Origin of the sequence: Streptomyces sp. NPDC019937, assembly GCF_040631655.1 — a bacterium.
Lineage (GTDB): Bacteria > Actinomycetota > Actinomycetes > Streptomycetales > Streptomycetaceae > Streptomyces.
The window spans coordinates 107,035-132,079 of the sequence record NZ_JBEYAL010000027.1; the positions used below are offsets into that span (position 1 = coordinate 107,035).

The 25,045-nt window shown below is 72.4% G+C and carries 13 protein-coding genes; 6 read left to right on the forward strand and 7 right to left on the reverse strand.

Features of this window, described 5'->3' with window-relative positions; translation table 11 throughout:
- Nucleotides 1-2: 2 nt before the first annotated feature.
- Entirely contained in the window at nt 3-3,143 is a 3,141-nt protein-coding gene (locus ABZ562_RS26175; RefSeq protein WP_361484102.1) for a DUF3427 domain-containing protein, read from the reverse strand.
- Between the two features lie 151 nt (nt 3,144-3,294).
- On the opposite strand from ABZ562_RS26175, the gene ABZ562_RS26180 reads away from it, so the two are divergent.
- Nucleotides 3,295-4,383, forward strand: a complete 1,089-nt coding sequence (locus tag ABZ562_RS26180) for a DUF3578 domain-containing protein (RefSeq protein ID WP_361484104.1) — start codon at nt 3,295-3,297, stop codon at nt 4,381-4,383.
- A gap of 84 nt (nt 4,384-4,467) precedes the next feature.
- Here the strand turns inward: ABZ562_RS26180 and ABZ562_RS26185 are convergent, their stop codons facing one another.
- The 4 genes from ABZ562_RS26185 to ABZ562_RS26200 all read right to left on the reverse strand — a co-directional run bounded on the left by ABZ562_RS26185 (nt 4,468) and on the right by ABZ562_RS26200 (nt 9,983).
- Nucleotides 4,468-5,862 (reverse strand): PrsW family intramembrane metalloprotease, encoded by a 1,395-nt coding sequence (locus tag ABZ562_RS26185; protein WP_361484136.1) that lies wholly within the window; start codon nt 5,860-5,862, stop codon nt 4,468-4,470.
- Nucleotides 5,863-6,157: 295 nt separating this feature from the next.
- Nucleotides 6,158-6,928: a tRNA (guanosine(46)-N7)-methyltransferase TrmB gene (gene trmB, locus ABZ562_RS26190; protein WP_361484138.1), complete on the reverse strand. Its 771-nt coding sequence runs from the start codon at nt 6,926-6,928 to the stop codon at nt 6,158-6,160.
- A gap of 178 nt (nt 6,929-7,106) precedes the next feature.
- Nucleotides 7,107-8,312, reverse strand: coding sequence for an L-2-hydroxyglutarate oxidase (lhgO, locus tag ABZ562_RS26195; protein ID WP_361484106.1), 1,206 nt, complete (start codon nt 8,310-8,312; stop codon nt 7,107-7,109).
- A gap of 219 nt (nt 8,313-8,531) precedes the next feature.
- Nucleotides 8,532-9,983, reverse strand: coding sequence for an MFS transporter (locus tag ABZ562_RS26200; protein WP_361484108.1), 1,452 nt, complete (start codon nt 9,981-9,983; stop codon nt 8,532-8,534).
- 827 nt (nt 9,984-10,810) lie between these two features.
- On the opposite strand from ABZ562_RS26200, the gene ABZ562_RS26205 reads away from it, so the two are divergent.
- Both ABZ562_RS26205 and ABZ562_RS26210 read left to right on the forward strand, forming a co-directional pair.
- Nucleotides 10,811-12,898, forward strand: a complete 2,088-nt coding sequence (locus tag ABZ562_RS26205) for an asparagine synthase-related protein (RefSeq protein WP_361484110.1) — start codon at nt 10,811-10,813, stop codon at nt 12,896-12,898.
- Between the two features lie 111 nt (nt 12,899-13,009).
- Entirely contained in the window at nt 13,010-17,506 is a 4,497-nt protein-coding gene (locus ABZ562_RS26210) for a BTAD domain-containing putative transcriptional regulator (RefSeq protein ID WP_361484112.1), read from the forward strand.
- Nucleotides 17,507-17,765: 259 nt separating this feature from the next.
- Here the strand turns inward: ABZ562_RS26210 and ABZ562_RS26215 are convergent, their stop codons facing one another.
- Entirely contained in the window at nt 17,766-18,578 is an 813-nt protein-coding gene (locus tag ABZ562_RS26215; protein ID WP_361484114.1) for a TetR family transcriptional regulator, read from the reverse strand.
- Between the two features lie 306 nt (nt 18,579-18,884).
- On the opposite strand from ABZ562_RS26215, the gene ABZ562_RS26220 reads away from it, so the two are divergent.
- Entirely contained in the window at nt 18,885-20,255 is a 1,371-nt protein-coding gene (locus tag ABZ562_RS26220; RefSeq protein ID WP_361484116.1) for an NAD(P)/FAD-dependent oxidoreductase, read from the forward strand.
- A gap of 235 nt (nt 20,256-20,490) precedes the next feature.
- Nucleotides 20,491-22,518 (forward strand): ATP-binding SpoIIE family protein phosphatase, encoded by a 2,028-nt coding sequence (locus tag ABZ562_RS26225; RefSeq protein WP_361484118.1) that lies wholly within the window; start codon nt 20,491-20,493, stop codon nt 22,516-22,518.
- Between the two features lie 58 nt (nt 22,519-22,576).
- Here ABZ562_RS26225 and ABZ562_RS26230 read toward each other — a convergent pair whose 3' ends face one another.
- Complete coding sequence (locus ABZ562_RS26230; protein WP_361484140.1) at nt 22,577-23,896, reverse strand: MFS transporter; 1,320 nt, start codon at nt 23,894-23,896, stop codon at nt 22,577-22,579.
- A 147-nt stretch (nt 23,897-24,043) separates the two neighbouring features.
- On the opposite strand from ABZ562_RS26230, the gene ABZ562_RS26235 reads away from it, so the two are divergent.
- Nucleotides 24,044-24,595, forward strand: a complete 552-nt coding sequence (locus ABZ562_RS26235; RefSeq protein ID WP_361484120.1) for a MarR family transcriptional regulator — start codon at nt 24,044-24,046, stop codon at nt 24,593-24,595.
- Nucleotides 24,596-25,045 lie beyond the last annotated feature (450 nt).

The following is a 25,045-nucleotide window of genomic DNA, read 5'->3' on the forward strand; positions in this document are numbered from 1 at the left end:
CGCTACCCCGCCGCGATGGCTGAGTACGTCCAGACATCGGCAGGCAGCTTGTGCTGGAGTTTCCAGACGATGCCCATCGGCTTGCTGCCCTCATGAGATTCGTACGTAGCGGGTCCAAGCAGCATCCACGGTTGTGGCCCACCGATGTCGGTCTTCTTGTAGCGCCGCACAAAGAGCAGCACGTGGGTGCCGCGCTCCTGATGCTGCTGATAGCGCAGGCCGGTGGGCGACGATTCCGACGTCTGGTTCTGCGATTCCCAGTGGAAGCGATGTGGGCTCATCGCGTAGTCCTTGTATCGGGTCTGCGGTGAGAAGTCCTTGTCGTCCTTCTCGAGGGTGATCAAGAGCGCGTCGGTCCGGAGCCCTTCGCACCACTTCACGCCCTCGCGGAAGTTTCCGGGCATGAAGCCGTCTACATCCGCCTGGCCGAGGGCGGGCAGGATTTCCTCGCGGCTGTAGGAGGCGTGGACGGCTAGCGGGATCCCATCATGGTCGCCCAGGAGCGGGATCGGGTAGTGATCGGTGTGCTCCAGGTTGTACGCGAGCACTTGGCTCAGCTCGCTGCGGAAGGCGCTCTGCTGGCGCAACGATGCGAAGCCCTCGGCGTAGCTGGCGAATCCCCCGCCCAGCGGCCACAAGGAGAAGAAGAGCATCCGTGCGTACGCCTGCCACGATGCATCCAGCGAGTCGTACCCCGGGGCGTCATCGGAAAGCATGCGCTGGTAGGCATGGACGCGTTGCGGGTCGTCGACATGGAGGAATGCCGAAATTCGCTTGAGGAGTGCTTCTTCGGCTTCGGGGTGCTCCTCGGCTAGAAGCCGGGCTCGCCGCAAGAGGCGTGTCCATGAGTTGTTGCTGCGATACAGCTCTTTGAGCTCGCGGCGACTCTCACGGAGGTAGGCGTCCAGACGTGGTTCAGCGTATGCCGCCACCTCTTGCGTCAACTGCCGCACGTTGACGTTGATCTGGCTCTTGATGTTGTCCAGGATGCGCTGTTTGGACTTACGGTCGAGGATGATTTCGCATCCGGAGGGCAGCTGCGGGAAGTCGCGCTCCATGTGCTCCGTGAGCCGGTTGCGGGTGAAGCTCGTCAGCGCACGGAACTGCTCCTCGAAGCGGAACTCCTTGCGGTGCTGGCCGATGAAATCGAGGACCGTGAGCACAGCCTTGTCCGGAGTCCGTCGCAGGCCCCGGCCCAGCTGCTGCAGAAACACCGTGGCGCTGGCGGTCGGGCGGAGCAGGAGGAGGGTGTCCACGTCTGGGATATCGAGCCCTTCGTTGAAGAGGTCGACCGAGAACAGGACCTGCACCGTGCCGTTACGCAGGTCATTCAGGGCCTGGGCACGCTCCGCCGTGGGGGTGGACCCATCGAGGGCCTTGGCGCTGATGCCGGCCTGGCGGAAGAAGTTGGCCATGAAGTGAGCGTGCGCAACGGTCACGCAGAACCCCAGCGCCCGCATGGCCCCGGGATCCGTCACCTTTTCCTGCACGGCCTTCACGATGAGACGAGCGCGCGCATGGTTTCCCGTGTAGAGCTGGCCCAGCTCGCTCGTGTCGTACGAACCCTGCTTCCAGGTGAGTCCTTCGAGATCAGTGTTGTCGGCTATGCCGAAGTAGTGGAAGGGGCTGAGCAGATCGTTCTCCAACGCCTCCCACAGGCGCATCTCGGCGGCGATGTGGCCGTCGAAGAACTCATCCTGGACGTTCCGGCCGTCCATCCGCTCCGGTGTGGCCGTCAGGCCCAGGAGCTCCATCGGCTCGAAGTGGTCGATGATGCGTCGGTAGGTCGGGGAAACGCCATGGTGGAACTCATCGATGACCACGACGTCGAAGTGGTGGGGAGCGAGCTTTTCTAGGGACCGAGCGTTGAGGGATTGGACGCTGGCAAAGACATGCGTCCAATCTTGCGGCTCATTACCCCCGACCAGGAGCTCCCCGAAGTTCGCATCGTCGAGCACTTCTTGGTAGGTCCGTAGCGACTGCTTCAGAATCTCTTGGCGGTGTGCGACGAAGAGGAGGGTGACGGGGCGTCCCTGGTGCTTCCTCTTGAGAGCCTTGTAGTCGAGCGCGGCCATGACGGTCTTGCCGGTCCCCGTCGCGGCAACCAACAAGTTTCGGTGCCGGCCGTGAATGTCCCGCTCGATGTCGAGCCGCTCGAGCATGTCCTGCTGATGAGGGTAGGGCCGCACTTCGAGGCCGGACAGGCTGATGGCGTGGGTGCCGGGCCGTTGTTTTCCGCTGGCTCGGGTGAGCGCGTCCTCCAGCCGGGCGGCGTCGCTGTCGGGGTCGTACCTCTCGAAGGAGGGCTCACTCCAGTACGAGTCGAAGGTGGCCTCGAACTTCTTCAACACCGGCGGCGTTGCCACCGATGAGAGGCGGACGTTCCACTCCAAGCCGTCGAGCAGTGCGCTCCTGGAGAGGTTCGAGCTGCCCACGTACGCGGTGTCGTAGCCGCTGTTCCGCCGGAACAGCCATGCCTTGGCGTGCAGCCGGGTGGACCGCAGCTCGTAGTTGACCTTGACCTCGGCGTTGAACTCCCTGACGAGCCGATCCAGGGCGGTCCGCTCGGTGGCCCCGATGTAGGTGGTCGTGATGACGCGGATCGGCACCCCGCGATCCCGCGCCGCCTTCAATGACTCCTCCAGGACGCGCAGGCCGTGCCACTTCACGAACGCGCAGAGCAGGTCAACTCGGTCTGCGGTGGCCAACTCGGCCCGCAGCTCGAAGCCCAGGTTCGGGTCTTCGGGGGAGTTGGTGATGAGCGCCGTCTCGGAAAGCGGCGTGGCCGGGCGCACGGAGTAGACACCCGGCGCCTCCTGCTCGGCGACGGCGATCAGCTGCCGAGGCCCGTCCGCGATCAGGTCCACCCACTGCTTGGCCCCGTCGAGCGTGCTGATCGATTCAAGGATGTGGTTGGCCGCGATCACCTGCTCATGAGTGGGCAGGCTGGCGAAGATCTCCCGCACCGTGTCGGCGACGTGGCGCGCGAGCACGTGAGGGGTGGAGTGCTCGCCGACCTTCTGTTGGATGGTCTTCCACCCTGCGGCGTCCAGCGTCTTCAGCTGGTCCTCGATGCGGGAGGTAATCAGCCGCTCGTATAAGCCCGGTGCTGGACTTGCGCTGTGGGTGAAGGCATCGGTCATAGCAGCGGCTCCTCGTGTCACCAGTCCACACACCGTTCTATCAGCGACCTACGACAGCCCGAGGCGTACCGAGGCTGGCACTGCATGATGCGTGACGACCACAAGCGATCGAAGACAGTCGTTGTCAGACCAGCAATGCATAGTTTTGACCATGGGTATACGTGATCTGCTCCTCGACGTGGCCAGCACGTACGACTGGAAGAAGGGGATCTCGAAGGGGGTTTACGCCCAAGACCGTCTCCGCGAGGTGAAGAACCTGTGGGGCGACCTCGTGCCGGGAGGGTTCGAGGCCGAGGGCAAGGGAGGTAGCGGCGGCGCCAGCAAAACGCCATGGATCGGTGTGTACGACCCCGACATCACCCGCGACCCGAAGAGGGGCCTCTACCTGGCGTACATCTTCGCCGCCGACCTCAGCACCGTGACGCTCACGCTCCAGCAGGGCGTGACATGGCTGGCAGATGCACTCGGTGAAGGCGAGAAGCGCCGTGTATACCTGAGTGGACGCGCTCAAGTCCTGTTCGATGGGCTGCCGAAGGACTTGGTGGCGGGGTATGAGGGCCGTCCGGACTTCAAGTGCGACGCCCTTCGCGCTCTCTCGTACGAGGCCGGAAGCGTGGTGGCCCGGACCTATGGCGTGGACGCCATGCCATCCGAGTCACACTTGCGCGAAGACCTCTGGCACCTGGCCGAAGTCCTTCAGCGTGCTGCCACTGTGGAGAAGACGCTCAGCGATGAGAAGACGTCTGAGGGCGTCAAGGCAACCAGCGGAGCAGCCAAGGCCCCGGCTGAGGGGCTTGACGGTTTCCGGCCCAAGGACGGAAGCGACTACGTCGCGCACATTCCGGCGCGAACGATCACCAAGTCCCGAAGCCACGAGCTGCTGGTCGCAGGGTTCGGTGAGTACATCGACAAGCGGGGCTTCGTGCCGATCACCGAGAAGATGCATCCCAAGGACCTTGTGCTGAGGCGGGCTGATCTGGAGTGGCTGGTGGAAGCCAAAACCGTCAAGCGGGGGAACCCCACCACGGCAGTGCGCGAAGCTCTGGGGCAACTCTTCGAGTACAGCTACTTCCTGTATGAGCAGAATGGGCAGCCCAAGCCGCATCTTCTGGCGCTGTTCACCGAGGACATCAAGGCGTATGCGCCCTATCTAGAAGAGCGGGGCATCGCTTCCGTGTGGAAGACGGTAGATGGGTGGGCTGGGTCGCCCACCGCTGTGGCGTGGGGAATGGTCGCGTAGCAGGAACGATCCTCCCACCGGGGCCCATGCCTCCTGTGCCCGCGTCCTCGGCCAGCTCCTTGAGCGTGCCCCAGAGCGGCGAGGTCACGGTTGACCCTGCGGGCCTGTGGGGCCGTACGGGACGGGCGCCGGGAGTTGCGGGGCGTACGACGGTTGGAAGGCGTACGTCGGGTGCGGGGCCTGTTGGGCTTGGGGCGGCTGGGGGCCGCCGTAGCCGTAGCCCTGGCCGCGGCCGCCGTACCCGTAGCCCTGGCCGGGGCTGCCGTAGCCGTAGCCGCCGGTGGGCCAGTACGGCGGGGGGATGGGGCCCTGGGGTGGGCCCGGGTAGGGGAGGGGGAGGGAGAGGGCCGCGTGGGCCAGGGCCGGCTGGGCGGTGTCGCGGCGTTCCCACAGACGGTCGAGGAGTTCGCGCTCGCGGGTGGTGAAGTCCGGGCCCGCCGTGCCCCGGTACGCGCGGCGGCGGAGGAAGGCGAGGGAGGTCGCGGCGGCGATGTACTCGCCGACCGCGCGGGCCGCCGCCGCGCCCTGGGTGCGGCGGGCGAGGTCGCGGGCGATGCCGCGGGCGCGCATCGAGGACAGCGCGATCGGCTCGGGCGGGGTGAGCCACCCGGCGGCCTGGTAGGCGGTGAGCTGATCGCGTATGGTGCGCAGCTCGCTGGTGCGGGACCAGACCGTGAGCCAGGTCAGCAGCCCGAAGACGGGGACCATGAACGCGGCGTAGACGATGATGAAGCCATAGCCGCCGAGGGCGGACGAGCCGTTCCAGAGGCCGTGCAGGACCATCGCGGCCAGTAGCGCCACGATCGGCAGCAGGACGCGGCGGACGCGCTGGTGGGCGGCGGCCGCGGCGGCCAGGCCGAAGCCGACGCCGGTCATGGAGGTGAACAGGGGGTGCGCGAAGGGGGACATCACCCCGCGGATGAAGAACGTCGCGGCGGTGGTGGAGCGGATGCCCGAGTAGCCGAACTCCTGGTCGCTGACGAACGCCGAGCCGAGATAGAGGATGTTCTCGGTGAAGGCGAATCCGGTGGCGGTGATTCCGGCGACAACGACGCCGTCCACGATCCCGTTGAAGTCGCGTCGTCGGAACACGAAGAGCAGGAGCACGGCGGCCGCCTTGGCGCTCTCCTCCACGAACGGCGCGACGAACGTGGCCCCCCAGGTGTCGGCGTCGGCGCGGCCGCCGGGGGACGAGGAGTCGGCGACGGTCGTCATGAGCCATTCCGTCGCGAAGCCGTTCGCGATGAGCGCGACGAGCGTCGCGGCGCACGCGCCCCAGGCGAAGGCGAAGATCAGGTTCCGCCAGGGTTTCGGGTCGACGCGGTCCAGCCAGCGGAACACCGAGAGGATCAGCGGTACGGGCAGCACGGCGAGGCCGAGCCCCACCAGGAAGCCCTTGGTTCCGGTCTGCTCGCGGACCAGGGCCAGGATGACGAGGCCGGAGATCGACAGCAGCCCGATGAGCGCGGTGGCGCGCAGGGCCTTGTTGTCCCAGAGGCGGCTGAGACGGCCGCTTCTGCCCCACGGCCCCGGGTGGCCTGGGTGTCCCGGGAACCCCGGGTATCCCGGGAGCCCCGGATGTCCGGGGTGCCCAGGCTGCGGCGCCTGCGGCCAGCCCCCCGGAGCGGCCGTGCCGTCGAACCACGGCTGCTGGTCGTGCGGTGTGACCGGCGGATCCGGCGGCTGGTGGGGGGACGGGGACTGATGCACTCAACCGACCCTAACGAACGCGGAAGTGGCGGACTGCGGGATTGTTCCCATCCGCGCAGGGCCGCTATGCCTCGTTACGGCGGAAGATCAGGTCGTGGACGATATGTCCCTTGTCCAGGCCCTGGGACTCGAACTTGGTGAGCGGGCGGAAGTCCGGGCGCGGGCTGTAGCCGCCGTCGGCCTGGGCGTTGTCGAACGACGGGCTGGCGGTCAGGACCTCCAGCATCTGCTCCGCGTACGGCTCCCAGTCGGTCGCGCAGTGCAGCAGCGCGCCGGGGCGCAGCCGGGTGGCGGCCAGTTCGACGAACTCGGGCTGGATCAGCCGCCGCTTGTGGTGCCGCTTCTTGGGCCAGGGGTCCGGGAAGTAGACGCGCAGCCCGGCGAGGGCGGCGGGCGCCAGCATCTCGCGCAGCAGGATGATCGCGTCGCCGTTGGCGACCCGGACGTTGGACAGCCCGTCGCGCTCGGCGAGGGCGAGCAGATTGCCCTGGCCGGGGGTGTGGACGTCGACGGCGAGGATGCCGGTGCCGGGGTCGGCGGCGGCCATCTGCGCGGTGGCCTCGCCCATGCCGAAGCCGATCTCCAGGACGACGGGGAGGTCCGGGTCGCCGAAGAGCGCGCCGAGGTCGAGGCGGTGCAGCCCGTCGATGTCCAGCCCCCACTGCGGCCACAGGCGGCGCAGCGCCTCGCCCTGGCCGGCGGTCACCCGTCCGCGGCGGGGGCGGAAGGAACGGATGCGGCGCTCATGGTGCGAGCCCGCCGGGTCGGCGACGGGGCCGCCGGGGAACAGCGGCTCGCCGCGGTCGCGGGCGGAGGAGGGGCCGGGACCGGGCACGGTGCGGTCACGCTCCGCGTGGGCGTCGGGGGCGGTGGAGTTCTCGGACACAGTGCTTCCGATTCTACGGGCGGGGGCGGGCACCCCGGCGGGCCCGCCCGGGATGCCACGGTGCGGGCCCGAGGGCCCGCTGGCGGGCCGCCGCCCCGCTACGCCTCGGCGGCGGCCGTGAGACCGCTCACAGCGCCTCCAGCACCCTCCGGGCCACCTCGCGGCCGATGGGGAGCGAGGCGGTGGCGGCGGGGGAGGGGGCGTTGAGCACGTGGACGACGCGGGGCGACTGCGAGATCAGGAAGTCGTCCACGAGCGTGCCGTCCGGCAGCACCGCCTGGGCGCGCACCCCGGCCGGGGCGGGTATCAGGTCGTCGGGCGTGACCTCCGGCAGCAGCCGGCGCACGGCGTCGGTGAAGGCGCGCTTGGACAGGGAGCGGCGCAGCTCGCCCGCCCCGTACCGCCAGTGGCGGCGGGCTATCCGCCAGGCGCCGGGATACGCCAGCGTCCCGGCCAGTTCGCGCGGGCGCACGGTGCGCCAGGCGTATCCCTCGCGGGCGAGGGCGGGCACCGCGTTGGGCCCGATGTGGACGCCGCCGTCGATGCCGCGGGTCAGGTGGACGCCGAGGAAGGGGAACGCCGGGTCGGGCACCGGGTAGACCAGGCCGTTGACCAGGGAGGTGCGGGACGGCGCCAGCTCGAAATACTCACCGCGGAAGGGCACGATCCGCATGCCCGGGTCGTCGCCCGCGAGCCGCGCCACGCGGTCGCACTGCAGGCCCGCGCAGTTGACCAGGGCCCGCGCCCGCAGCACCGTGCCGTCCGCCGTACGCACCGCGACGGCGGTCGGGCGGCGGCCGATGCGGGTCACCCCGGCCCCGTACCGCACGGACGCGCCCGCGTCCCCCGCCAGCCGGGCCAGCTGCGCGGCCACCGCCCCGAAGTCGCATACGCCCGTCGTGCCGACGTGGATCGCGGCGAGCCCGCGCACCGACGGCTCGTACTCCGCTATCTGGGCGGGGCCCAGCTCGCGCACCGGGATCCCGTTCTCCCGGCCGCGCTGGACCAGGGCGTGCAGCCGCGGCAGCTCGGAGCGCTCGGTGGCGACGATGAGCTTGCCCGTCACCTCGTGGGCGATGCCGTACTCGGCGCAGAACTTCACCATCTCCGCCGCGCCGCGCACCGCGAACCGCGCCTTCAGCGAGCCGGGCCGGTAGTAGATCCCGCTGTGGATCACTCCGCTGTTCCGCCCGGTCTGGTGGCGGGCCGGGCCCGCCTCCTTCTCCAGGACGGTCACCCGGGTGCCGGGCGCCGCGCGCGTGATCGCATACGCCGTCGACAGGCCGACGATCCCGCCCCCGATCACCAGCACGTCGCAGTCAACCGCCGTCACGCCATGCACCTCCCCACGCGCCACAACCCTCCGGTCGCCCCGACCGTCGATCCCTATCATGACCTGCGCCACTGACAGCGGGCCGAAACCCGTGCGGCACCTGGGATCCGGACGGGTGCGTGAAGATCACGCGGGCTTTCCCCGGCGCTCACGCCGGCGCCACACACAGGGGCGCGAAAACCCGGGGCCCCACCCGCACGCCGGACACCCGCCCCACCCTCACGCAGGCGCCACCAGCAGCGGCCGCGCCCGCTCGCGCAGCTCGGCCACCCGCGGCTCGTCGCGGTACGCCTCGAGCCGGTGCATCAGGTCGCGCACGTACTCCGTGGTGCGCGCGGAGGAGATGCGGTTGGCGACCTCCACGGCGCGGGCGCCCGCCGCGCACGCCGCGTCCAGGTTCCCGGACTCCAGTTCGGCGACGGCGGAGACGACGAGCCGCAGCCCGTGGGACCGTACGAACTCCTCCGTCGGCCGGGCCAGCGCCTGCTCGGTGAAGCGCCGCACCTGGCGCGGCAGCCGCAGGTCGCGGTAGCACTCGGCGGCGTCGGCGGCGAACCGCTCGTGGCTGTAGAAGTCGAGCCAGGACGGGTCGGCGTCGCCCGACCGGGCCCGCTCCAGCCAGCCCTCGGCGGACTTCAGCGCCGCGCCGCAGGCCGGGCCGTCCCCGGACTTGGCCTGGGCGCGCGCCTCGACCAGCCGGAAGAAGCTCATGGTGCGGGCGGTGGCCAGGCCGCGGTTGCGCTCCAGGGCGGCCTGGGCGAGGTCCACGCCCTCGTCGGCGAAGCCGCGGTAGGTGGCCTGGAGGCTCATCGACGCCAGCACGTAGCCGCCGAGCGGGACGTCGGCGGCGGCGCGGGCGAGGCGCAGCGCCTGGATGTAATACCGCTGGGCGGCCTCCTGCTGGCCGGTGTCGAAGGCCATCCACCCGGCCAGCCGGGTCAGTTCGGCGGTGGCGCCGAAGAGGGAGCGGCCGACCTCGTCGCTGTACGAGCCGAGCAGCAGCGGTGCCGCGTCGACCCGCAGGCATTCGGGGACCATGGAGGAACGCCAGTCGCCGCCGCCGTACTTGGAGTCCCAGCGGCGCGCGTCCTCGGCGGCCTCGCGCAGCTTGGTGACGTCGCTGTGGCCGACGCGCTGCGGTAAGGCGTCGGGGCCGCTGCCGCCCGCGCCGCCCGCCGCGTCCTCGGCGTCCTCGGGTCCGCGCGCGACGGAGGTGTCGGCCGGGGATATGAGCCAGCGGGAGGCGGGTGTGGCGTACGCGCTGACGGCGAAGGATCCGGCCAGGCTCTGCCAGATGCCCACCCCGCCGCGCCGACCCGCGAGATCAAGCCGGTACAACTCGGTGGCGGAGCGGACGGCCTGGCCGATGTCGCGCGGGAAGGCGAGCCCGACCTCGGGGGCCGGATCGGCGTCGGCGAGCCCGATCTCGTGCAGCGGGACGGGGCGGCCGAGTTTGCTGCCGATAGCGGCAGCAATCAGATGGGGCGCGGCGCCCTGGGGCACCATGCCCTTGGACACCCAGCGCGCTACCGACGTCTTGTCGTAGCGAAGGGTCAGGCCGCGCTGGGCGCCGAGGTCGTTGACTCTGCGCGCGAGCCCGGCATTGCTGATCCCAGCGAGGGCGAGAACGGTGCCGAGCTTCTCGTTCGGCCCGCGTGGCTCCCTGGACATGCGCACCCCTCGACAGCACCGACGGCCGCCCCGGCGTGGGCGCGGGGCATTCGTAAACCCAGCGTAGTTCGCCGCATCCCGACCGTTAAGAGGTGGTGTCCCGGATGGCGAGATTCTTGTACGAACGGGCGTGCGGGGCGTGACGCGTGCTCCCGGTGTGTGTGGCTGTGCGCCCGTGTGTGCGCTCTGTCTCGGTCGGTTCGAGAACGTTTCGATGGGACCTGCGTGGGTCGGCCCGCTGTACTGGATCCAGTGGGCTGGGGGACGCCGCCGCCTCATTCCCCGCGGGTGGCGGAACGGTCCGGGAGGCGGACGCCGCCTCCCGGACTGTCGTGTTGGGAGGCGTTGGGGGCGAGCGAGGGCGAACGGCGCGCGACGGTCCGGATGGTGACGGGGCATCCGCAAGACCGTCGAGCGCGCCACGGCGAAGTTGGCCGGATATCGCCTGTCGGTGCCGGGCTCCCGCGGCGGGCCGGGGAGGGGGAGGCCCGGCGCGGGAAGCCCCTTTCCTCGCGGCCCCGTTGGCGTCCCGTCGTACACGCGTCGGCGTCCTTGCGCTGTTGTACGCCCCAGTCGTGGCAGCATGGGCCACGGCGGAACGGTGCGTCGTGACCGGTGACGGCTCTCTCCTGGGCTTCCCGCGAACGCCTGCCCGCGGGGGCCGCATGGTGTGATCAACTCCTGGGATCCCCGCGGTCATCAGCGGTCAAGGGAGATCCAAGAGATCTACGTAGTTGTCCGGTTCGATGTCGAAACCGTCAACGTGCTGTGCATGATGGCACCTCATTCTTGGTTGCCCTGGATGCCCACAGCCTGTGGAGGCGGCGATGCGGTGGTTGGTGGGGTGGAGCAGTACCGCATCCGGCCCGGTCCCCCCGGAAGGCCGTGCGATCCAGCCGGTCGGTGCCCAACTCCTGTGGTCCGACCCCGATCCGCTGTGGGCGGTCGGCGACTGGCGGCCCGACGAGGTCCGCGTCGTCCAGGCCGACCCCTTCACCCGGCTCGCCGTCTTCGGCTGCTGCGGCGCCACCGACGAGGAGCTGCGGGTCGGCCTGTTCGCCGCCCGCGGCGGCGCCCTGCGCCACCTCACCGCCTGGCCCGGCAGCTACACCGCCGTCGCCCAGGTCGGCCGCCGCATCACCATCGCCGGTGACCTGGCCGGCGCCCGGCCCGTCTTCCACACCGACTGGTCCGGCGGCACCGCGTACGCCACCGCCGCCCTCCCGCTCGCCGACCTCATCGAGGCGCAGCTCGACGTCAGCCACCTCGGCGCGCTGCTCGCCTGCCCCGACTCCCCGGAGGCCGTCGGCGACGGCACGCCGTACATGGGCGTCAGACGGGTGCCGCCCGGGCACGCCCTCGTCCTGCGCGACGGCGCCCGCGACGTCACCGGCTACGAGCCCACCGCCTCGCTCGCCGTCGCCGCGCCCCCGCTCGACCAGGACACGGCCGTGGAAGGCGTACGGGACGCCCTGCTCGAAGCCGTACGGGCCCGCCTCACCGCACCCCGCCACGCCCCCGCCGCCGACGGCCTCGACCCCGGGCCCGTCCCCGGCATGGGCCCCGCCGAACGCCGGGCCGCCCGCGGCGCGCCCGCCCCCGGCATCGGCGCCGACCTGTCCGGAGGAAGCGCCTCCGCCACCCTCGCCCTGCTCGCCGCCGGGCTCCCCGGCATGCCCGGCACCCTCCTCGGCCACGGCACCGAAGCCGGTGAACGCCTCCTCGCCGTCACCTTCAACGACCTCGCCACCACCGGCGGCGCCCGCACCCGCGAAGCCGAACTGGAGCGCGCGGGCACCATCGCCGCCAACCCCCGGCTGCACCACGTGGTCGTCGCCGGAGGCGAGGAGGCCCTCCCGTACGCCGCCCTCGACACCGGCGCCCTCACCGACGAACCCGGCCCCTCCCTCGTCATCGCCGAACGCCACCGGCGCCGCCTCGCCGCGGGCAGCGCCGACCACTTCGTCGGCCACGGCGCCCGCGAGGCGCTCGACGCCCACCCGGCCCGCCTCGCCGACCTGCTGCTCGACCGCCGCAGACGCCATCTGCTGCGCCCCGCCACCGCCCTCGCCAAGGCCGACGGGCCCAACGCCCACTCCTTCTTCGTCCCCTTCACCGTCTACCGCGCCGCCCGGCGGCTGGCCCGCACCTCCTACCGGGACGGCGTACGGGAAGCCGCCGCGAGCCTGCTGGAGCGCCGCTTCACCGACGACGGCGCGGGGGTGGCCGCCGGCGCCGTCTCCGCCTCCCTGGCCTCCCTCGCCTGGTGCCGCCCCGGCCCCGCCGCCCGCTGGCTCACCGGGGAAGCCCTCGCCGAGGTGTCCGTCCGCCTCGAGGAGGCGGCGCTGCGCCCCGTCCTCGCGCGCCGCCCCGGCGAACGCCGCGCCGACGCCGCCCTCGCCCGCTACGCCGCCGACCACCGCGTCTTCGAACAGGCCGCGGAGGTGCGCAGCCAGCGCCTGCACGCCCCCTTCCTCGACAACCAGGTCGTACGGGCCTGCCGCGCGCTCCCCGAAGCCCTGCGCGTCCAGCCCGGAGCGCGCGCCTCCGTCCTGCGTACGGTCCTCGCCGGAGCGGGCATCCGCGACCTCCCCACCGGCTGGGGAGCCACCTCCCACGCCGCCCACGCCGCGTCCGTACGCGCGGGCCTGCGCACCTGGGTCGGCGACCTGGTCGGCCTCTTCGACGCCCCGCTGCTGGCCGACGCCGGGCTCATCGAGGCCCGCGTCGTCCGCAAGGCGCTGCGCGCGGCGGCCGAAGGCGAACGGCTGCCCCTGGACGGCCTGGCCGAACTGGTCTCCACCGAAGTCTGGCTACGCCGCCTCCTGGCCCGCCGCGGCACCTGCTGGACCGGCACGGCGGCCCCCCGCCAGCGCGCGGTGGCGGGCGGAGTGGTGCCCCGGCCCTCCCTGTGACGCGTCGGCCGCCGGGCCGGGGTGCCGGGTCTGCCGGGTCTGGTCGACCGTGTGTGCGACCCGCTCGGGTGGAGCGTCCCGTTCCGCCGCGAACCCAGGAGAATGACCGCCGTGCGGTATCTCATCCTCGGCACCACCGAAGCGCGTGACGAACACGGCGACCCACTGCCCCTCGGCGGCCCCCGGATCCGCGCGCTGCTCGCCGCGCTCGCCCTGCGCGCCGCACGTCCCGGGCCCACCCCCGTCGACGTGCTCATCGACGAGGTGTGGGCCGCCGACCCGCCGCACGACGCGCCCGCCGCGCTCCAGGCGCTGGTGGGCCGGTTGCGACGGGCGATCGGTCGGGAGGCCGTGGTCTCCTCGCCCGGCGGCTACCGCCTCGCGACCGCCGCGCCCGGGGACGACGTCGATCTGCTGCGCTTCGAGCGGCTGACCGACGAGGGCATGCGCGCCCTCGACGCCGGCGACCCGCACACGGCCGCCACCACGCTCCGGCAGGCGCTCGCGCTGTGGCGCGGCCCGGCGCTCGCCGATCTGCCGGAGCGCGACGCGGCCGCCGCCCGCGCCGAGGCCTTGCGGCTGGCCGCCCTGCACCGCCGGATCGACGCCGACCTGGCGCGCGACCGCCCGGCGGGCCTCGTCCCGGAGCTGCGCGAGCTGGTCGCCGACCATCCGTTTGACGAAACGTTCCACGCCCAGCTGATCCGCGCGCTGCGGGCCGCCGGGCACTCGGCGGACGCCCTCGCCGCGTACGAGGAGGTCCGCACGCTCCTGGCCGACCGTCTCGGCACCGACCCGGGACCGGAACTGCGGGAGCTGCACCGCCAACTGCTCCTGGGCGAGCCCACCCCACCGCCGGCTCCACCGGCCGCCGGGCCCCGCGGGTCGGGCGGTGACCGCCACCCCGACGCGGACCGCGCCCCCGCCCAGGGGCAGGACGGCTACGCGGGCCGTGACCGTGACCGGGAGGGGGAGGGCGACCGAGGCCGCCGCCCGGACGGTGACCGGTACGGCGCCCAGGACGGCGACGGCGACTGGGACCGCCGCCCGGACGGCGACGGCGACCGTGCCACGGGCCGGGATCGCGACCGGGATCGTGACCGCGCGGTGGACGGGGGCCGGTACCGCTACGCGGACGGCGATCGGGACCGTCACCCGGACGGTGACCGGTATGGTGACGGCGACCCGAGCCGGGACCGCCAGCCGGACCGCGATCGGTACCGCGTCCCGGACGCCGACGGCGACCGCGCCCCGGACCGGGATCGTGACCGCGCCGTGGACGACGCCCGCGACGGCGAAGGCGACCCGAACCGGGACCGCCACCCGGACCGAGGCCCGGCCCGAGACCCGGACCGAGGCCGTGACGGTGACCGGTACCAACGCCCGGACGGTGACCGGGACCATTACGCGGACCACGACCGTGACTCGAACGGAGACCGGGACGGCCACCGAGACCGGGACAGCGACGGCACTCCGGACCGTGGCCGCCCCCGGGGCGGTAACCACGATCGGGACGGTGACTGGCACCGCGCCACAGACCGCGACCGCGACCGCGACCGCGTCCCGGACGGCGGCGGAGTCGGTAACCGTGCCCCAAGCGGTGACCGCGACCGGGCCCCGGGCCGGGACCATGACCGGGACGGCGACGGCGCCCGGGATTGGGACCGCCACCCGGACCGCGACCGCGAGCGGGACGGTGATCGGGGCCGCGCCCCGGACCGCGAGCGCGATCGGGGCCGCGCCCCGGGTCGGTCGGGCGGTGACCGATACGGCGCCCCGGACGGCGGCCGCGCCCCGGGCCGGGACCGCGGTCGGGACCGCCACCACGCCGCGGACCGCGCCCCGGACGGCGGCCGCGCCCCGGGCCGCGGCCGGGAACGTCCCGCCGCGTCCATGGCACCGCCCGGCAATCTGCGAGCGCGTCTCACCAGCTTCGTCGGCCGGCGGAGCGAAATCGGCGCCCTCCGCCGGGACCTGGACGGCTCACGGCTGGTCACGCTCACCGGAGCGGGCGGTTCCGGCAAGACGCGGCTGTCCGTGGAGACCGCCGCGACCGTGACGGACGCCTACCCGGACGGCATCTGGGTCGTCGAACTCGCCTCGCTGGACGACGCCTCCGCCGTCCCCGGCGCCGTCCTGAGCGCCATAGGCCGCCGCGAGACGACGATGTTCGCCTCCGGGCTCGAAGGCCGGACCAGCGGGGCGGACGCCGTCGACCCGGCCGGCCGCCTGGTCGAGTACTGCGCCGACCGGCGCCTGCTGCTCCTGCTCGACAACTGCGAGCACGTCATCGACACCGCCGCCCGGCTCACCGAGACGCTGCTGGCGCGCTGTCCGGGCGTCACCGTGCTCGCCACCAGCCGCGAGCCGCTGGGCGTGCCCGGCGAGACCGTACGGCCCGTGGAGCCGCTGCCGCCCGCCCCCGCCCACCAGCTGTTCGCCGAGCGGGCCGCGACCGTACGGCCCGGCTTCGATCCGGCCGGGGATCCGGACACGGCGGCGGCGGTCGCGGAGATCTGCCGCCGCCTCGACGGACTGCCGCTGGCGATCGAGCTGGCCGCGGCCCGGCTGCGGCTGCTGACCCCGCGGCAGATCGCCGACCGCCTCGACGACCGGTTCCACCTGCTGACCAGCGGCAGCAGGACCGCGCTGCCGCGCCAGCAGACCCTGCGGGCGGTGGTCGACTGGTCCTGGGACCTGCTGGACGAGCGGGAACGCACCGTGCTGCGCCGGGCGTCGGTCTTCGCGGGCGGATGGAACCTGGCCGCGGCGGAGGCGGTCTGCGCGGAGGCCGTCTGCGCCGAGACGGGCCGCACGGACGCGCCGGAGCATGAGTCCCTACGCGCCGGTACATGCACCCCGGCGCACACCCCGGCGCACTCCGGCACCTCCATCGCGCCCCCGGAGGTGCTCGACCTGCTCGGGGCGCTGGCCGACAAGTCCCTCCTGGTCGTCGACCACCCGCCGGGCGAGGCCCGCTACCGCATGCTGGAGACGATCCACGAGTACGTCAGCGAGCGCGCCGCCGAGGATTCCGCCGCCCGCGCCGACCACGCCGCCGCCACGGCCCGGCACATCGCCCACTTCCGCGATTTCGCGCGCGCCGCCGAGCCCCGGCTGCGCTCCGCCGAACAGCTGCCCTGGCTGCGCCGCGTCGAGGCCGACCTCGACAACATCCGGGCCGCCCTGCACCGCTCCCTGACCGCCCGCGACGAGAACACCTCGTTCGCGATCATCCTCGCGATGGGCTGGTTCTGGTGGCTGCGCAACTATCGCGACGAGGGCGCCGCCTGGGCCCGCCGGGCCCTGGACCTCACCAATGAGCCGAACGACGCACCGGACGACGAACGGAACGACGAACGAAACGACGAACGGAACGGCGGCCGACCGGCGCTGGACATCCCGCCCCCCGCACCGGACGGCGCCGACGGTGACGATCCCGCCGCCACCCGCTACTGGCACGCCATGGACCTGCGGCTGCTGCGCTTCTTCCTGCTCATCGACGCCGGCAACGGCCCCGACCCGCAAGACCCCGAGACGCGGCGGATAGCCCGGCTCACCCGCGACGCCTACGGCAGCCACCCGGGCCCGCGCAGCGCCCGCTTCCCCGGTCTGCTGTGGCCGTTCGCCGGATACATCCTCGACGGCCACACCGCGATGATCCCGCTGATGGACAAAGCGGTGGCCAACTGCCGTGAGAACGGCGACGACTGGGCGGTCGGCGCCGCGCTCATGTTCCGCGCCCACCTCGCCATCGACACCTCCAGCGGCATCGAGCGCGCCGAAGCCGACTACGCCGAGGTGCGCGAGCTGAGCGCCCGCGTCGGCGACCGCTGGATGCTCGCCCAGGTGGAGAGCGCCAGGGCCGAGATGGCAGCGCTGCGCGGCCGGTTCGACGAGGCGCGGGCCGCCTTCGAGGAGGCACGGCGGCTGGCCCGGGAGATCGGCGCGCACACCGAGGTGCCGTTCATCATCACCCGGCTGGCCGACCTTGCCCTCAACTCCGGTGATCCCGAGGGCGCGGCGAAGCTGCTGGACCACTCCGAGCAGGAGGCCGAGCGCTGGGGCGCCGTGGACGTCCGGGCCTTCAACCGCCTGCTGCGCGCCCACATCGAGCTGCTGCACGGCGATGCGGCCACGGCACGGGCGTACTGCGAGGACGCCCGGCGGCAGGCGGCGAGATCCAGCCCGCCGCAGCTGTTCTGGGTCCTGGTCCAAGGGCTCGAGGGCCGGGTCGGCGCCGAGGAGGGCGACCCGTGGGGCGGGGTGCGCACGCTGCGCGACGCGCTGGGCCTGGGCCTCGAGGTGGGCTGTACGGAGGTGTTGCTCGCCGACCAGGCCGAGTCGGCGGCGTACGTCCTGGTGCGGATCGGGCGCGAACGGCCCGCCGTCCGGCTGCTGGGCGCGGCCGACGGCTGGCGCGGCCGGCTGCCGCGCATCCCGCTGGCGCTCGCGGAGACCCGGGAGACCGAGGCACGGGCGGGCGCCGTGCTGGGCCCCGCCGTGGCCGGGAAGCTGCGCGCCGAGGCCGCGGCGCTGACCACACAGGAGGCCATCGCCCTGCTCGACGAGGTCCTGGCCGGCTCCGGAGCCGACACCGCCCGCTGACCGAGCACCCGGGGGCGCGCCACCGGAACGAACATCAGGACGGCAAGCGCATACGTTCACCCGCACGGGGAAGACGCGCACCACGACCCCGAAACGTACGAGCGAACCCCGGACCGCACCCTCGAAAAGGTGACCGTTCGCCGGGCAGAAACGCACCCGGCGAACGGATCGATGAGTAATCGGTCAGCAGCCGATCGGCAACCGATCGCCAATCGGTCAGAACGCGCTCAGAAACGGCTCAGAAGGTGGCTCCCCCCGGTCACCCCATCGGCCGGGACCGCAGCCCGTCCAGCAGGATGTCCAGCAGCCGGGCCGACGCCGCGGCCTGCTGCGCCGCGTCCGGCAGCGACGGCGCCGCCGTGGCGATCACCAGCAGCACATCGGCGACCGTGACATCCGGACGCAGCTCACCCGCTGCCCGCGCCCGCTCCACCAGTTGCCCGACGACCTGCAGCAGTGCTGCCGCGCCCGCGTCGTCCGGCTGGCCCTGCGGCCCGCCCGGCTCTTCGACCAGCCGCAGATCCGGCTGCGCCGCACCGGCCGACGGCACCGCTGCGGACGGCACCGCCGCCGACGGCACCGCGGGTTGCACCGCAGACGGCACCGCCGCCGCCTGCGGCGGGCCGGCTAACGCCACCTGCCGCTGCTGCGGAACCCGGATCTCCGTCTCCGCGTCGACCCCGACCCGCAGCACCTGCGGCGGCAGTAAACGGCCCGCGCCGGACGCCACCGAGGTGCGCAGGAACCGGGCCAGCGCGGACCACGGCTCGTTCTCCTGACCCAGCGCCGACCGTGCCTGATCGGTCAGCCTGGCCGTCTCCTCCTCCGCTATGCGGCGGACGAGCACGTCCTTGCTGGGGAACCGCCGGTAGACGGTGCCCACCCCGACCCGCGCCCGCCGTGCGACGTCCTCCATCGGAGCCCCGTACCCCAGCTCACCGAAGACTTCGCGCGCCGCCCGCAGGACATGTTCCAGATTGCGCTGCGCGTCCACGCGCAGCGGAGTGCTCCGGCCGCCGTGCCCATCCGAGGACGCGACGGCTGCGGACCATGACGAACCCTGAAGGTGCATAAGTGATCCCCCGGTAATGACGTCTCCCCCCGGAGACTCCCCGCCCTGTCAGCCGGGGCAGTCACAACCCCGACGAAGTACGAACATAGTTGAGCCCAGGTCAAGAATGAAGAGGGTAGGTCGGGACAGACCGTCCCCCAACCGGACCACCAGGCCACCTTATCCCGCCTCCCAGACCGCCCCACCCCCCACGGCCACGCCCTGACCTGCGCGTATTCCCTCCCACACCCCACGGCCCGGCCCCAGGGCACCTTCGGCCCTCCGGTCACACAATTGGTCGGGGCTGTGGACAAACGGCGGCCGCGGATGCCTCATGGGAGAGTGAAGGAACCAGCGCGCATTCTCGTTGTCGGCGGCGGCTACGTCGGGATGTACACCGCGCTGCGCCTCCAGCGGAAGCTCAAGCAGGAGCTGAGGCACGGCGCCGTACAGGTCATCGTGGTCGACCCCGAGCCGTACATGACCTACCAGCCCTTCCTGCCGGAGGCGGCGGCCGGGTCGATCTCCCCCCGCCACGTCGTGGTGCCACTGCGTCGTGTCCTGGGCGACTGCCAGGTCATCATCGGCGAGGCGACCGCGATCCATCACGGCAAGCGCACCGCGACCATCAGAACCCTCGCCACCGAGGAGGAGGGCACCGGCTCGGTCGAGATCCACTACGACGAGCTGGTCCTGGCGCCCGGATCCGTCTCCCGCACCCTCCCGGTCCCCGGCCTCGCCGAGACCGGCATCGGCTTCAAGACCGTCGAAGAGGCCATCGGGCTGCGCAACCACGTCCTCGAACAGCTCGACATCGCGTCCTCCACCCGCGACCCCGACGTCCGCGACGCCGCGCTGACCTTCGTGTTCGTCGGCGGCGGCTACGCGGGCGTCGAGGCGCTCGGCGAACTGGAGGACATGGCCCGGTACGCCGTCCGCTACTACCACAACATCGCGCCCGAGGACCTGAAGTGGATCCTCGTCGAGGCCACCGACCGGATCCTCCCGGAGGTCGGCGAGGAGATGGGCAAGTACGCGGTGCGCGAGCTGCGCGGCCGCAACATCGACGTACGGCTGGAAACCCGCCTGGACTCCTGCCAGGACCGGGTCGCCGTACTGAGTGACGGCTCGCGCTTCCCCACCCGCACCCTCGTGTGGACCGCGGGCGTCAAACCGTCGCCCATCCTCGCCTCCACCGACCTCCCGCTGAACGCCCGCGGCCGCCTCGCCTGCACCGCCACGCTGCAGGTGGACGGCGTGGAGCACGCCTGGGCCGCCGGGGACGCCGCGTCCGTGCCGGACCGTACGGCGGCCGACCCCGGCGCCGTCTGCGCGCCCAACGCGCAGCACGCCGTCCGCCAGGCCAAGGTCCTCGCCGAGAACCTGCTCGCCTCGCTCGCCGGCCGGCCCCTTGACGATTACGAGCACAAGTACGTCGGCTCCGTGGCCTCCCTCGGCCTCCACCGCGGCGTCGCACACCTCTACGGCCGCAAGCTGAAGGGCTACCCGGCCTGGTTCATGCACCGCGTCTACCACCTCAGCCGGGTGCCGACCTTCAACCGCAAGGCGCGGGTACTGGCCGAATGGATCCTGTCGGGGCTGTTCAAACGGGAGATCGTCTCGCTCGGATCGCTGGAGAACCCGCGCGCGGAGTTCAAGCTCGCCGCCGACACCGGACGCCATCCCGAAGCCAGTTGACCCCGCCGGGGCGGAGCCGGGAACTCCCCTCCCACGAACGGCGTCTCACGGATGTCAGTCCGGTCGGCCACACTGGTCGTGTGACCATGGGTGGGCTCGTATCTGCAAAGAGTGACAATCGCGAGGATTCGGAAGTTTGCTGCATTCCCCCGGGGGCCGTCCCCCGCACCCGCATCCCTCTCCCCGATCCCGCGCCGGCGCGCTGCTCAGCCACCACCCCACGAGGTAATCCGCAGTGAACTTCACGCGCTGGAGCGCCCGGCTCCCCCGTACGCAGCGACGCACCGCCGCGCGGTCCGACCGTGCCGCGCGGCGTCCACAGACCGCGGCGGGCGGCGGCTCCGTCCCGGCCGCCCGCGGCGAGCGCACCGACCCCTCCGCCGACGGCGAGCCGTCGCCGCCGGGCGCGCCCGGCACCGCCCCCGGCGGCCCGCCGCCCGCCGCCGTCCCGACCCTCGACGGGCTGTCCGTCCACGACGTCCTCGGCGAGGTCCCGGCCCTGGTCGCGGTGGTGTACGGCCCCGAGCACCGCATCGCCTACCTCAACGACGCCTACGCCGACCTGTTCGGCCACCGGACCCGCGGCGTCCCCGCCGGGCAGGCCCTGCCCGAGCTGCGCGAACTGGGCCTGCTGCCGCTCATGGACCAGGTCCTGCGCAGCGGCACGCCCCGCACCGTCAAGGCGCGGCGCGTCCCCGCGGCACCCGGGCCCGCATCCGCACCCGGGCCCGCACCCGAGCCCGAGACCGAGTCCGCGCCCGGGCTCGCGCCGGGCACCGAAGCCGAGCCTGAGCCGGCGCCCACGGCCGCCGGGCGGTCGCGGCACGGGTACTACACGTTCACCTGCTCGCCCATCGAGATGGCCGCCCCGGCCCCCGAGCCGCCGGTCCGCGTGCCCCACCCGGTGCCCGCGCCCGCCCACGACGGTGCCGTCCCCGACGCGGCAGTGCCCGTGGCGACCGTTCCCGAGATGCCCGTTCCCGAGATGGCGGCCCCCGTGGCGGCCGTTCCCGTAGCGGCCGCGCAGACCACCGCGACCGCTCCCGAGGACGCCCCCGAACGGGTGCGCGGCGTCCTCGTCTTCGGCGCCGACGTCACCGACCAGGTCGAGGCCGCCGAGCGGCTGCGCGCCGGCGAGCGGCTGCAGCGCCAGGCCGCCGTCACCCTCCAGCGCAGCCTCCTCCCGCAGGAGCTGGAACAACCCGACGACCTGCGCGTCGCCGCCACCTACCAGCCCGGCGGCAAGGACACGGCGGTCGGCGGCGACTGGTACGACGTCATCACCCTCGGCGCCGGCCGTACCGCCCTCGTCATCGGGGACGTCATGGGGCGCGGCGTCCGCGCCGCCGCCGTCATGGGCCAGCTGCGCACCGCAGTCCGCGCCTACGCCCGCCTCGACCTGCCCCCGCACGAGGTGCTCCAGCTCCTCGACGGACTGGCCGCCGAGATCGACCCCAACCAGATCGCCACCTGCGTCTATGCCGTCCACGACCCCAACGAGAGCCGCCTCGTCTACGCCTCCGCGGGCCATCTGCCGATCCTGGTCCGCGACCCGGACGGCACCGTGCGCCGCGCCGCCGAACCCACCGGCCCGCCGCTGGGCACCGGGGGCTGGCTGCACACCTCCGGATCCGTCCCGCTCGGCCCCGGCTCCAGCGCCGTCCTGTACACCGACGGGCTGGTGGAGCGGCGCGACAAGGACATCTACGACGGCGTCGCCGCCCTGGAGCGCGTCTTCGCGGGCGCGACCGGCACGCCCCAGGTGATGTGCGACCGCCTCATCCGGGCGCTCGGCATCACCGCCGCCCACGACGACGACGTCGCCGTCCTGGTCCTCCAGCACCCCGCCCGCACCGGCCATGACGCCGAGCTGTTCCACAACGCCGCCCTCGAACTCCTCGGCGGAGTGGAAGCGGCCCCGCGCGCCCGGGCCTTCGCCTCCGGCGTCCTCGCCAGCTGGCGCTTCCCCATGGAGCTGCGCGACCTGGGCGTCCTCGCCGCCAGCGAGCTGGTCGCCAACTCCCTCCAGCACGGCACGCCCCCGATGCGGCTGCGGCTGCGCCGCACCGACCGGCGCCTGATCATCGAGGTGACCGACGGCGACGACCATCTGCCGCGCCGCCGCCGGGCCGAACCGGTCGACGAGGCCGGCCGCGGCATCTCGATCGTCGCGACCATCGCCTCCTCCTGGGGCTCACGCCGCACACCGGGCGGCGGAAAGGCGGTGTGGTGCGAATTCGCCCTCCCCGCCGGAGATCCATAAGACCTCCGGCGGAAAGGGCGACCGTGTGGACCACGGCGGTCGGTTTCAGGCGGGCCGGTCAGACCGCCGTGGTCACCGGAGCGGACGACTCCGAACCCGGAGCCGAACGCGGCGCGGGCACCGGGGCACCGGCGGCCCCGCGCAGCGGATTGTCCTGCCGCGCCGACAGCCGCCTGCCGAGCCGCAGCGAGAGCACCGAGACGCCCAGCGAGCAGACGATCAGCATCGCGATGTACGCCCCGTACGCACCGGCTCCCGCCATCAGCCCGCCGACCGCCGGGCCGACCGCCAGCGCCAACTGCTTCACCAGGGAGAACGCCGCGTTGTACTGCCCCAGCAGGGACGACGGCGCCAGATCGGCCACCAGCGGCGCGACGGTCGGCGACAGCATCGCCTCACCGAGACCGAACAGCGCGTACGCGGAGACGATCGCGGCCGTGCCCATGGCCTGGCCGCCCGGCACCAGGGCGGCGGACCCGGCCACCGCCCACGCGACCGTCCACACCAGCCCGACCACCGCGATCACCCGGCTGCGCCGCCGCCGCTCGACCAACTTGAGCACCACGAACTGCGCCAGCACGATCGCCGCCGTGTTCGCGGCCAGCGCCAGGCCCAGCATCGCGGGGGACACCCGGGCGACGTCCACGGCGAACGCCGACAGCCCGGACTCGAACTGCCCGTAGCAGGCGAAGAACAGCACGAAACCCAGCACGCACAGCTGCACCATGGCCCGGTGCCCCAGCAGGGCCCGCCAGCCGCCCGCCCCGGCGGCGGACGCGTCGGTCGGCACCGCACCGTCGAGCGCGGGCCCCTTCGCCAGCCGTACGGTCGCCACGGTGGCACCCAGCACCAGGAACATCACCGCGTCGATCGCGAAGAGCCGCACGAACCCGGCCGGGGACGAGGTGTCCACCAGCAGCCCGCCGAGCAGCCCGCCGACGCCCAGCCCCAGATTGCTGAGGAAGAACTGCGTCGCGAAGGCGCGCGACCGGGTCGCGGGCGTCGAGCACCACACGATCAGCGTGGCCAGCGCGGGCTGGATCACCGCCATTCCCGCGCCGAGCACCCCGGCCGCGGCGAGGACCAGCGGCTCGCTCGCCGCCAGCCCGAGCCCCAGCGAACCGACGGCGGAGGCGACCGCGCCCACGACCGCAACGGACAGCGGCCCCCGCCGGTCGATCACCCGTCCGGTGAAGGGCAGCACGACCAGCGCGGCCACCGCGAACATCGCGAGCACCAGGCCCGCGGTATCCGCACCGAGATCCCGCACCTGCGCCACATAGACGAACAGGAACGGGACCGTGAAGCCGTTGCCGAACGCGCTCAGCGCGTTGCCCAGTTGGATCCGGCGCAGCGCTGCGCCCATCGCGGTGGTCACACTCACCTACCTAGGTCGAGAAGGGTCGTACGGATCGGAGAGAAGCCCGCGTACTCGAAGGCTCAACACTTCGAAGCTAAACTTCGACGCTTAAGAGTACACTCCGAAGAACTTCGGCGCGAACGACTTCCGTGTCATACTCCGCACATGGCTGAGACCCCCGGCCCGGACGACCTGCTCACCCTCGAGGAGCAGATCGCGGCCTACCAGCGCGAATTCCAGGACCTGGACCCGCAGGTGGAACAGGTCGTCAACGCCCTGAGCCGACTCACCCGGCGGATGAACGTCGCCTACAGCAGGCAGTCCTCGACCCTCGGCATCAGCAACGTCGAGTTCGAGGTCCTGAAGGCCCTCGTCCTGTCCGGCTCCCCGTACCAGCTGGGCCCCGGCGAGCTGGCCAAGCGGCTCGGCCTCACCCCGGCCGCGATGACCCACCGCATCGACCGTCTGGTGAACGAGGGGCTCGTCACCCGGGAGCGTGATGCGAACAACCGCGTGCGCGTCATCGTCGAGCTGACGACCGGCGGGCGGGAGAAGTGGCTGGAGGCGATGCGCCGGGCATCGGTCTTCGAGGAAGACCTGCTCCAGGACCTCTCCTCCGAGGAGCGCGGCGCCCTCGGCGAGATGCTCGCCCGCGTCCTGCGCCGGGTGGAGGAGGCCCAACCGGACGCCGACGGGCGGCTCAACGACCTCGGTTGAGGCATTCGGCCGACACGGGTTGACACGGATCAGGCCGATCCGTAATGTTCCCCGAGCTGCCACAGAGCCGTAACGGTTCATCGGTACGCACTCGAGCCGCACCGGCGGCAAACCACTCCGCACGACCCCCAATCGGGAACGACTTCGGCATGCCGAAATCCGGACCGAAAAGCTCGATTATGAGCATCCGGGGGAATCCGCTAAAGTGGTGGACACGCCGGAAGGCGCGAAACACCCCGCTCCAACAGGGGGCCGGAAACGGAATTCGGACCGGAAACGGAACGGAAAACGGATCTGGTAAGGTTGGAAACACGAAAGGCCGGAAAGCCGAAAGGCTGAAAGGTCCGGAGGGAAAAGCCCGGAGAAACCGGTGATACGGTTTCAAAGGAAGCGTCCGTTCCTTGAGAACTCAACAGCGTGCCAAAAGTCAACGCCAGATATGTTGATACC